At 60.6% G+C, this 11,131-nt stretch carries 5 protein-coding genes and 3 pseudogenes; 4 read left to right on the top strand and 4 right to left on the bottom strand.

What is annotated here, in order from left to right:
- Window positions 1–109: 109 nt before the first annotated feature.
- The 4 genes and pseudogenes from OVA00_RS09805 to OVA00_RS09790 all read left to right on the top strand — a co-directional run.
- Window positions 110–397 (top strand): annotated as a pseudogene (locus OVA00_RS09805) (helix-turn-helix domain-containing protein); the annotation flags it as partial.
- A gap of 229 nt (window positions 398–626) precedes the next feature.
- Window positions 627–1,883 (top strand): tyrosine-type recombinase/integrase, encoded by a 1,257-nt coding sequence (locus OVA00_RS09800; protein ID WP_268088733.1) that lies wholly within the window; start codon window positions 627–629, stop codon window positions 1,881–1,883.
- Window positions 1,884–1,981: 98 nt separating this feature from the next.
- Complete coding sequence (locus OVA00_RS09795; protein ID WP_268088732.1) at window positions 1,982–2,809, top strand: tyrosine-type recombinase/integrase; 828 nt, start codon at window positions 1,982–1,984, stop codon at window positions 2,807–2,809.
- Window positions 2,806–3,801, top strand: a complete 996-nt coding sequence (locus OVA00_RS09790) for a tyrosine-type recombinase/integrase (protein WP_268088731.1) — start codon at window positions 2,806–2,808, stop codon at window positions 3,799–3,801. The genes OVA00_RS09795 and OVA00_RS09790 overlap by 4 nt, the downstream gene beginning before the upstream one ends.
- A 121-nt stretch (window positions 3,802–3,922) precedes the next feature.
- Here the strand turns inward: OVA00_RS09790 and ltrA are convergent, their stop codons facing one another.
- From ltrA to OVA00_RS09770, 4 genes and pseudogenes are all read right to left on the bottom strand, one after another.
- Window positions 3,923–5,332, bottom strand: coding sequence for a group II intron reverse transcriptase/maturase (ltrA, locus tag OVA00_RS09785; protein ID WP_134888011.1), 1,410 nt, complete (start codon window positions 5,330–5,332; stop codon window positions 3,923–3,925).
- Between the two features lie 477 nt (window positions 5,333–5,809).
- A pseudogene (locus OVA00_RS09780) lies at window positions 5,810–6,943 on the bottom strand (IS3 family transposase).
- Between the two features lie 121 nt (window positions 6,944–7,064).
- The gene (locus tag OVA00_RS09775; protein WP_268088851.1) at window positions 7,065–8,336 is read right to left on the bottom strand and encodes an IS256 family transposase; all 1,272 of its coding nucleotides are present in this window, start codon (window positions 8,334–8,336) and stop codon (window positions 7,065–7,067) included.
- Window positions 8,337–8,431: 95 nt separating this feature from the next.
- Window positions 8,432–11,119: pseudogene (locus OVA00_RS09770) on the bottom strand (Tn3 family transposase); the annotation flags it as partial.
- Window positions 11,120–11,131: the final 12 nt, after the last annotated feature.

Below are 11,131 nucleotides of genomic sequence, written 5' to 3'. Positions count from 1 at the left end.
ATGGATGTATCGTATTCATATTTGATCCAATAAACAGTAGTTTTTTACTGGATGTTAGAGTTTTCTACAATAAGCATATGATATTTTTCTATACTGTCAGGGTGCTTGGTCAAAGACCTGCGTCTGGCGTTGGCAGGAGCGCTTCATGACCGAAGGCGTAGCCGGCCTTTTGCGCGACAAGAGCCGGCCTCCCGGCACTGCGCCTCTTGACGGTGACCTTGTCGACCGGGTTGTGGCCCTGCCCCAAGAACCGCCCAAGCAGGAAGCCACACACTGGACGGTTCGTGCGATGGTAAAGGCTGTGGGGATTGCGGCGTCCTCAGTCGTCAAGATCTGGCATGAACATGGTCTCGCACCCCATCGGTGGCGCAGCTTCAAACTATCGAACGACAAGGCTTTGGTCGTGGTCGAGTAGCTATGCCATTCGGCTTCGCCCTCACAGATCCGGACGGGCGGATTTCCCGCACGAAATGTGGCTGGCCACATTTTATGCGTAATGTGGCGCCGGAAGATATGTTGCGCTCAAGCGCGGCGCCCAGCGTTTCCGCCGCGAAGGCGCTTTCGAGCGCCACATAACAAACGGACCGATAGTGTTCGGACCTCCTCATAAACCCGGAGTTCCGATCATGTTCGACGCCCTCTTCAATTACCCCAAGGTTCTGGCACGGCATCTAGCCGGTCCGGCAGCTGACGAGCGACAGCGCTATCTCGTGCATCGCGCCACAGTGGATGGGGTTGCGCATGCCACGTTGCTGCGGATTGCCAGAGAACTGCTGATTGTCGCCCGATGGATCGATCTTGCACCTGGCAGGCCGGTCACGCCTCAGGATATCCTCTCAGCGGCCCAAAGGTGGGCCGCCCACCAGCTTGCCCAAGGTCGGGCGGGAGATGAACGGTGGTCACGACAGCTGTTCGTTCAGACGGCCACCGCCTGGCTCCGCTTCCTGGGGCGTTTGGTCGAGACGCCGCGCGACGCGCCGGATGGCTTCTCGGCCGACGTCGAGGACTTTGTCACGCACTTGCGTGATGAACGCGGCCTGGCGCCGGTGACGGTTCAGAACCGACGCTGGCATGTCGACTGCTTTCTTAAAACGGCTCGTCCGAGCAAGGCCTCGATCGCGCAAATCACGATCGCCGATATTGATGCATTCCTCGGCTTGAAAGGCCAGGAAGGCTGGTGCTGCGTGTCCGTCACCTCGAGCGCTAACGCACTGCGGTCCTTCTTCCGACATGCCGAGGAGCGTGGGTGGTGTCGCCGCGGGATCGCCGCGGCCATCGACTCGCCGCGGTTATTCAAACAGGAAGGGCTGCCCGGTGGCCCGGCCTGGGACGATGTGCAACGGCTCCTCGCCAGCACCGGCGGAGAAGACGCGCGCGACATCCGGGACCGTGCAATCCTCATGTTATTCGCCATCTACGGTCTGCGAAGCGGTGAAGTGCGGCAGTTGCGCCTTGACGATCTGGATTGGACGAACGAAGTCATCACCGTTAATCGACGAAAGCAATGGCGCACACAATTCTACCCGCTGGTGACTTCTGTCGGCGACGCTGTCCTTCAGTATCTCAAGAGCGTCAGGCCGCGGTGCGCGCGCCGCGAGCTCTTCCTGACGCTCAAGGCGCCATTCCGGCCGCTTTCGCCCGGCGGCATGTACCATGTGGTCAGCAGCCGCTTGGCGCAGCTCGGCATTCAGGTCCCCAACCACCGTGGCCCGCATTGCCTCCGCCATTCCTGCGCCAGCCGTCTGGTCGCGACCGGGCTTAGCTTGAAGGAGATCGGCGATCATCTCGGCCATCGCAGCGCCTATGCGACACGCATCTATGCCAAGGTCGACCTGACCGGTCTGCGCGAGGTCGCAGATTTTGACCTGCGGGGGCTGCTATGAAGCTCGCCGAGGCAGTTGCCTGCTATGTTGACCATAAGCAGGCAATGGGTATGCGCTTTCGGACGGAAGCCCGCACCCTCAGGTCGTTTTGCCGGGCCATGGGCGATGTCGCCATGCGCGACGTCAGCGCCGTCAAGGTGGCCTCCTTTCTCGCCGGAAATGGCCCGATCACCCGTTTCTGGGAACGCAAGCACAGCGTGCTTCACGGCTTCTATAGATTTGCCATCGCCCGCGGCTACACCGAGGAACGGTCGCTGCTGCCACGGCGTATTCCCAAACCGCAGCAGGTCTTTGTCCCTCACATCTATTCTCGCGACGAATTGCGTCGCTTGCTCGACGCCATCCCGGCAATCGATCATCCTCGTAACCTGATCGACCCGGGAACCTATCGGGTCCTGCTGCTTGTGTTGTACGGCGCCGGACTTCGCATCAGCGAAGCGCTCACCCTGACCCTAGCCAATGTCGATCTTGACGCAAGGATCCTCTGCATTCGAGAGAGCAAGTTCTACAAGACCCGGTTGGTGCCCATTGGTAGCGATTTGAGCCGTGTCTTGACGCCGTATGTCGACGGGCGCCGCAGCGACCCCGACGCGCCACTCTTCCGTTCCCGCCGCGGCGATGCAATCACGCGCCAGAATGCCGAGAATGCCTTCTGCCGGCTCCGTGTCCAGGCCGGCGTCATGCGCGACGACGGGAACCCACGACATCAACCGCGCCTTCACGACTTGCGCGCCAGCTTTGCCGTTCATCGCCTCGTTTCCTGGTACCGCGACGGGGCCGACGTCCAGCGCCTATTGCCGCAATTGTCGACCTATCTCGGCCATGTGCATATCGCCGGAACACAACGTTACCTCGCCTTCACTCCGGACCTGCTTGGCGAAGCGAGCATCCGCTTTGAGCGCTATGCCATGGAGGTCTTGTCATGAGCGACCATACGCTGCTGGGTCCGTGGGTCCGGCGTTTCCTGCTCGAACATGTCGTGGCCGAACGCAATCTCGCCCGCAATACGCAATACAGCTATCGCGATGCGCTCAGCCTGTTGATTCCCTTCATCGCCAAGACACGCAAGACGTCGGTCGATCGCCTTGCAGTCATCGACGTGTCAGCCGATCTTGTTGTCCGCTTTCTCGCCGAGATCGAGGCCGCGCGCCATTGCACCATCGCCACCCGCAACCAACGGCTTGCGGCGATCCGCGCCCTCGCAGGCTTTGTCGGCGAACATAGTCCGCAACATATCGAATGGTCGGGTCAGATCCGCTCGATCCCGTTCAAGAAAACCGGCCGCGCTGTCGTTCCCTTCCTCGACAAGCCGGAGATGGACGCCCTGCTCGCCGCCCCGAACCAAAGGACGGAGCAAGGTCGGCGCGACCATGCCTTGTTACTGTTCCTTTACAACTCTGGCGCCCGGGCGACAGAGGCAGCCCAGCTGATGATCTCTGACCTCGACATCCGTGCCGCTTGCGTCAGAATCAGCGGAAAGGGGGGAAAGCAACGCCTTTGTCCTCTGTGGCCGGCGACCGTCGCCGAAATCGCCAAACTCATCGGCGGACGGTCAACGACTGAACCCGTTTTCCAGAATCGGCTGGGCCAGCCGATCACTCGCTTCGGGATCCACACCATGGTCGAACGCCATGCCGCAAAGCTTTTGACCAGGTTCCCGGCATTGGCAACAAAGCGGGTCAGCCCGCATACCATACGACATACCACGGCAACCCACCTGTTGCGCGCCGGCGTCGACATCAACACGATCCGAGGGTGGCTCGGCCATGTCTCGCTCGACACCACCAACATCTATGCCGAAATCGACTTCGAGATGAAGGCCAAAGCCCTGGCCAAGTGCGCGCCTGCTAGCGACGCAAAACCACCCAAACGCTGGCGAGACCAGCCCGGGCTGATGGACTTCCTTCGCGCCCTATAGACGCCTTGTTATGTGGCGCTCGAAAGCGCCTTCGCGGCGGAAACGCTGGGCGCCGCGCTTGAGCGCAACATATCTTCCGGCGCCACATTACGCACCCGGCTCTTCCCGAGAGTAACCCGCGTCATATCCGAGCCTGCGCCCAAGTTCGAGTAATGTGTGGGACTGGCAGCGTGAAGCGTGCGGTCAGGATTTCAAATTCCAACCAACCCATCCGCCGACTTTTCTGACTCCGCCGCCGGAGGCAGCGGAACCAGATGCGGCGTGTTTGCTGATAGAACCCGTTGAGCGCGGGATAGTTATGTGGCCTGCCGTAGTAGCCGTAGTGTCCACGCAGCACAGCGGCAAGCCACTTGTGCTGGGTGGCCAACGACATGTGCATGTGCCGCCATGCCCCCTCGCGCAACGCCTTGAGCTTTCGCGTCAGGCGCTTCCCTTCCGTCTTGTGCTTTACGATGAACCGGCCATCACGGGTCAATCCACAATAGTGAATGAAGCCCAGGAAGGCGAAGGTCTCTGGTTTTCGCTCACCACGCCGTTGTCGAGACAAAGCCGCGAACCGGCCAAACTCGATTAGCCGCGTCTTCCCCTCATGGAGCGCCAGACCAAATTCGCCTAGCCGTTCCTTGAGGGCCAAGAGCATCTCCTGCGCATCATCCTTCTTCTCGAAGCCCATGACGAAGTCGTCGGCATAGCGCACGATCACAATACGGCCGCGTGCATGGCGACGACGCCATTGATGTACCCAGAGATCAAGGATGTAGTGCAAGAAGATGTTGGCGAGGAGCGGGCTGATGCCCGCCCCTTGCGGAGTCCCCCTGTCAGTCTCATACGTCTCGCCGCTCTCAAGAATTCCGGCCCGCAGCCATAGTTTAATAAGTTGCAGGATACGGGGATCGGCAATTCTATGCGCCACCATCTGCAGCAACCACTCGTGGTCAACCGAGTCAAAGAAACTGCGGATGTCGGCATCGAGCACCCAGTTCACACGTTGGCTCATGATCGCTGTATGCAATGCATCCAGCGCCATGTGCGGGTTACGTCCCGGCCTGAAGCCATAGGAGAAACCGCAGAAGTCGGCCTCATAGACGGCACTGAGCACTTCAGCGACCGCGCCCTGGACGATCTTATCCTCCAGAGCGGGCACTCCAAGTGGCCGTTTTCCGCCATCGGCTTTGGGAATGTAAACACGCCGCACCGGCTGTGGCCGGTAGCGACCCGTGTGGACCCGATCGCAGAGATCATGGAGATTTTGCTCCAGTCTTTCTTCGTACTTCGCCACAGTCATCCCATCGACACCTGCGCTTGCCTGCCGCTTCTGTCGTCTAAATGCCCGGTGAAGGGCAGCCTGATCGACGTGATGCAGCAGCGAGGTGAACCGGGTTTGGGCAGCCTGTTTGGCCGCCGCGTTCACCCGCTCGAGGTTGGGCATCAGGATAACCCGGCTCTGCGTCCGGATCCTGGCCTCCCCTTGCGGAATCCTCTCGGGCTGGTCCCTTCCCTCCGCACGTCTCGTTTCCTTCGACGGTTTCATGGGTACTATGAACCAGTCCGACTCCCGACCTCAGCTCGGTCGGCAACTCTGGCATTGCCTTGTTGCTGACCCCCGCCAGAGACCAATCTGGCGGACCCGGTCGGGCCTCTCATGTTCCGATAACTACCTTCCATGCGTGATCCGGCCATCGACCCCGACGGAGCGGTATCATCTCGCGTAGCGACAATACTCATGTTGCCTTCGTGTTTAGGGAACACACTCGGCCTCCGTGAACATCCACCTTTCGAGGCTCATTCCCGCACCCCGCATGGCTCCTGTCTACACTTCAGACCCCGCGTTACCGCGACGCCCGCAAGACTCGGTCCCGGCTTGCCCGCTATGGCTTTGGCCGGATGGGACTTGCACCCACAAGCAGCTATCAGCTTGGCATGACGTACTCCCATCAGTTGGTGTAGAGAGGTGGCTCGGTTTGTTTGGACAGGTCTTCCCGGTTTTTAAGTGGAATCCTGCCTGTGGTTAAGCCGCTTCGGGCAGCGGTGTCGGGGTTAAGTAGGCCTCATCCGGAGTCTTGCCGTCAAGGCTCGAATGTGGCCGTCTCTGATTGTAGAAGTCGAGATACTTTCCGATCGATGCACGGGCCTGGCGGACGCTGTCGTAGGCCTTGAGGTAGACCTCTTCGTATTTCACCGACCGCCACAGCCGCTCGACGAAGACATTGTCCCGCCAGGCACCCTTGCCGTCCATGCTGATCTTGATCTTGTGGTCGAGCAGCACCTTGGTTAAGTCGTGGCTGGTGAACTGGCTGCCCTGATCCGAGTTGAAGATCTCGGGCTTGCCGTAGCAGGCCAGCGCTTCCTCGAGAGCCTCGACGCATGGCGCAGCGTCCATGGTGATCGACAACCGCCACGACAGAACCTTGCGCGTGAACCAATCGATGATGGCGATCAAATAGCAGAACCCGCGCGCCATCGGGATGTAGGTCAGATCCGTTGCCCAGACCTGGTTGGGCCGATCGACCTTCAGAGCGCGCAGCAAATAGGGATAGATCTTGTGCCCATCGCCGGGTGCTGACGTGCGCGGCTTGCGGTAAAGCGCCGCGATCCCCATGCGTTTCATCAGGGTCCGCACATGCAGTCGGCCGACGTCAAACGCCTTCGCGCGTCAGAAGCTTCTGCAGCATCCGGCTGCCCGCGAACGGGTAGTCCAGATGCAGCTCGTCGATCCGACGCATCAGCGCAAGATCCGCCGGCGACGCCGGTTGTGGCATGTAGTAGACGATGCTGCGACTGATCCCCAAAGCTCGGGCCTGGCGGGTGATGGACAGTTCGTGATCGCGGTCGATCATTTCTTTACGCTCCCCAACAGTCCCGCCTTGGTGAGCGCGCCGGATAAAAAATCGTTCTCCAGCGAAAGCTCCCCGATCTTGGCGTGCAGCGTCTTTACATCCACCGCAGGCTCCGACGGCTTTGATCCCGTGTCGAAGATCGCCGTCATGCCCGCAAGCGCCTGATCTCGCCACGTCGTGATCTGGTTGGCGTGAACGTCGTATTGTTGCGCAAGCTCCGATAACGTCTTCTCCCCCTGGATCGCAGCAAGGGCTACACGCGCCTTGAAGGCTGCGCTGTGGTTTCGGCGGGGTCGTCTGCTCAAGTGATTCTCCTGTTACGGCACTCTCGCCGCTCTCAGCCAGAAATTCCACTTAACGACCTGTCCAATTTTCCCGAGCCACCTCTTGCCTGGAGCTATGGCGGGAAATGGGTGACGAGGCCGATCAGGCGGCGCGATGGTCAGGGGTCGTCGTTTCGGCGACACCGTCGGTGAATTTGACGCCGGCGATGACCTTTGGCAACTGATTTTCGCCCTTCAGCCGGCGCCAGGTTTTGGCGGCGCTCATGACGAGCTTGAAGACCATGAGCCGTGCTGTGTTGTGGGACAGGCCTCCCTTGGTTCGCACCGTGCGGTGCCTGACGGTGGCGAAGACGCTTTCGATCGGGTTCGAGGTGCGCAGATGGTCCCAGTGTTCGGCCGGGAAGTCGAAGAAGGTCAGCAATGCCTCGTGGTCCTTCGTCAGGCAGTTGACGGCCTTGGGATATTTGGCCTTGTATTTGTCGACGAAGACGGCGATCGCGACCTCGGCGGTTGCCCGATCCGGGGCATCGCGGACCTCCCTGAGATCGGCCTTCATGTTCGGCTGCACCGACTTCGGCACCTTGTTGAGGATGTTGAGGAGCTTGTGTTGGCAGCACCGTTGATGGCGGGTCGAAGGGAATATCTCCTCCAGCGCCTTCCAGAAGCCGAGCGCGCCGTCGCCCACGGCAATTTCTGGCGCAATCGAAAGCCCGCGGGCCTTCAGCCCGACGAGCAGCTCGCGCCAGCTCTGGGTGCTTTCGCGCACGCCGACTTGAAAGCCGACAAGTTCCTTCTTGCCTTCCGGCGTCGCGCCGATGACGACCAGCATGCAAGCGGCATCGTCCTCCATGCGTGCCTGAAGATAGACCCCGTCGGCCCAGATGTAGACGTAGCGGCGGGCTGACAGGTCGCGGCGTTGCCAGCGATCATAGTCGGCCTGCCACTCCTCCTTCAGCCGGCCAATCACCGAGGGGGACAGGTTCGGTGCGTCCTTGCCGAGTAAGGCGGCAAGCGCCTCCTGGAAATCGCCGGTCGAGATGCCGCGCAGGTAAAGGACCGGCAGCAGAGCGTCGAGGCTCTTCGTGCGTCGTGCCCACTTCGGCAGGATCGCCGACGTGAAGGTGATGCGATCCTCGCCGCAAGTCTCCAAAGCCCGGTCGCGCAGCTTGACGCGGCGCACCGCAACCGGACCGATCCCCGTCTGGATCGTTCTTTCAGGCCCATGGCCGTGCCGCACCACCCGGTCCCGCCCATCGCTCAGGCGTTCGCTGGCCATGGCCGCAAGAAACGCCTCGGCTTCCGCCTCCACGGCCTGTGCCAGAAGCCGGCGCGCGCCTTCGCGTAGAACCGATGTCAGGGGATCATCGAGCGTCTCGGGATGCGGAAAGGAAACAACAGTGCTATCTGTCTTCATGGCGTATCGCTCTTTCATGAGGTTCTGGCAGGCTTGTCACCCGCCTCGATACGCCGCCCTCATCAAACCGTCATCACCCAGTTTCCGTCATAGCTCGCGGTTCGATCCCGGATTTCACCCTGCCTGCCAATGCGCAAGGCATTCTTGAGTGCATGATGAGCCTCGCCCTTGTTGAGGCCGATCTGGGCGCGGCGCTGCATATCGGCGTCGAGGATCCACTCTATGATAAAGAGAGTACGTTCGACGCGTCCTACCTCGCGCAGTGCCGCCGCCAATTCGTTCTGTCTGGGATAGGACGCGAGTTTCCGGAGTAACTGGCTCGGTCTGATCTTGCCGGCAGCCATCGTGGCGGCGCACCCGAATAGATCGGGCCAATTTCCGACGATCAGCTCTTCCCGAATTTTGCCGCCGACCAGGCCGCGCAAATCCTTCGGTATTGCTGCAGGATTGAACACGTAGAGCCGTTTCGACGGCAAATCACGAATACGCAGGATGAGGCGATAGCCAAGCATGGCGCTGATGCCGAAAAGGTGATCCGTGAAGCCGGCCGTATCGGCATAGTGTTCCCCAACCTGCCCACCTGCCTCATTCATCAGCAAGTCGTCGAGGATGTACGGTGCTTCGCTGACCGTTGCTGGAATAGCCTGCGACGCGAAGGGCGCGAACTGGTCATTGACGTGCGTGTAGGCTTTCAAGCCAGGTTCATTGCCGTACTTCGCGTTGATCATGTTTATGGCCTCGCCCTGTCGTGCCGATGGGAAGAACTGGCCATCGCTCGATGCCGTCGTCCCCATGCCCCAGAACCGGGACATCGGCAGCTTCCCCTGCGCGGCTACGACCATTGCCAGTGCCTGGTCCATAGCCTCGCTCTCGACATGCCAGCGGGCGAGGCGTGAGAGCTGCCAGTAATCATGCGTGTTCGAGGCTTCCGCCATTTTACGAAGGCCGAGGTTCAGTCCCTCCGCAAGCAGGACGTTCAACAAGCCGACCCGGTCGGCGCATGGCGCTCCTGTTCTCAGATGGGAGAAGGCGTCGGAGAAACCGATCGCCTTATCAACCTCCAGCAAGATGTCTGTGATCCGCACCGGCGGCATCCGACGATAAAGATCGAGAACCAGTTCCTCTGCGTTTTCGGGAACGTCTGCGGTCAGCCGGTCGATCCGCAGCGTTCCATCTTCAATGCTGCCATGGGGAATAGTCCCATCGCGAGCGGCACGCGCCAACCGCTTCAAGCCGTCCGCAAGACGGGCTTTGCGATCAGTCAGCCAGGCCTGAGGATCAAGAGGAACTGCCAGTCTGGCGTTCGACTGCGCCGAGGCTAATGGCACGAGGACCTGCTTTAGATCACCGTATCGGCGGGAATGATCCAGCCATATGTCTCCCGATCGGAAAGCATCGCGGAGATGGAACAGGACCGCGACCTCCCATAAACGACTGTCGCTTCCATCTTGCGCGCGGAGATGGCGTTGCCACTTCGAATTTGGCCGAAGGAAAGATGCGTCGGCCGAGGGCAATATGCGCATCGCGCCGATAGCTTTTGCGGCTAAAATCAATAGCTCGGCCACGGGTGCAGCTTTCAGCTTCAGGCATCGCAACATCCGCGGCGCGTATCGGCGGAACCGATGATACCCTTGTCCGACATGGGCCAATGGTTCATCCGCCAATGTATTGGTGAGTTGCGTCCCTGCCGCGACCAGTTGTTCAAGCCGATGCCATTCTGCCGATCCTGCCATTGCATTTTCCAGCGGAATGCCATCGTCGCGAGCTTCCAGCAGCGACGCTCCCAACGCGGTGAATGCGCGAAGCGTATCAGTGACCGCCACCTTGGAACCGGCAATCCGCTCGTCATGGAGCCGTTTCGCCTCTCGCCGGGTTTTCCCGACGATACGGTCGTGGGTCTCGATAACGGCGTCGGCGATCGCGGCTTCCCACTCGACGGCGCAGACGGCGATGATCGCCCATCGCCGATCCGAACTGATGTCGCGCAGGCCATCCGTGAAGTAACGCTCGCCCTGCCGACGCAGACGCGCGATGCGGTGTGGCGGGATACCTACGACGATCTGAGGATCGATCTCCAGACCGCGCAGGAACTCCAGCCGATCAAGCAAGCGGTTCGCTGACGCGGAATTGCTGCCGACCTCGAACTGGCGAAGCCAGATGAAACGGCTGATGTTTCCGTCCACCATTTCGGTCAGAAGCCCGTCCAGTCGCTCGCGCGCATTAAAATCGAGCCTTTCCGCTATCCGTGCCTCGATGCGTCGCTCGACCGCAACGAGAGCATCGGCGCACAGACGCTCGATCGTTGACACCGCCGGCAGGATGGTCACCATTCTCCTGCATTGCGCGACGAAGCGCTGCGCCAGATCCTCGTTCGACCTCGCATCCTCGGCCTGATCGAAAAGCCAGTCTCGCAAATCACGTGCGCCACGGCCCGCGAACGCCTTGTAGCCGTAGATCTCGCGTAAGGCTTCCATATGCTGCTGGCGGGTCTGGCGGCGAGTGGCATAGGTGAGAATCGCGTCAGCCGGAATGCCGAGTTGAGCGCCGATAAAAGACAAGACCTCTTGCGGGATCAGCTCTCCTGGCGCGAGCGCCCGACCGGGATAGCGAAGCGCACATAGTTGTAAAGCGAACCCGAACCGGTTCTCCGGCCTGCGCCGTTCCCGGATATGTTCAAGGTCGTCGTCGGCCAGCGTGTAGTGTCTGAGCAACGAGAGTTCGTCGGTCGGCAGATCGAAGAGCACCGAGCGCTGTCGTTCGGTGAGAATATGTCGCCGTGGCATGCCGTAACTGTC

The sequence above is a fragment of the Ensifer sp. SL37 genome, from assembly GCF_026672675.1.
In the GTDB taxonomy this organism is placed as follows: Bacteria; Pseudomonadota; Alphaproteobacteria; order Rhizobiales; family Rhizobiaceae; genus Ensifer; species Ensifer adhaerens.
Note: the sequence above shows the minus strand (reverse complement) of the source record. Positions and strands in the feature narration are given on the sequence as shown.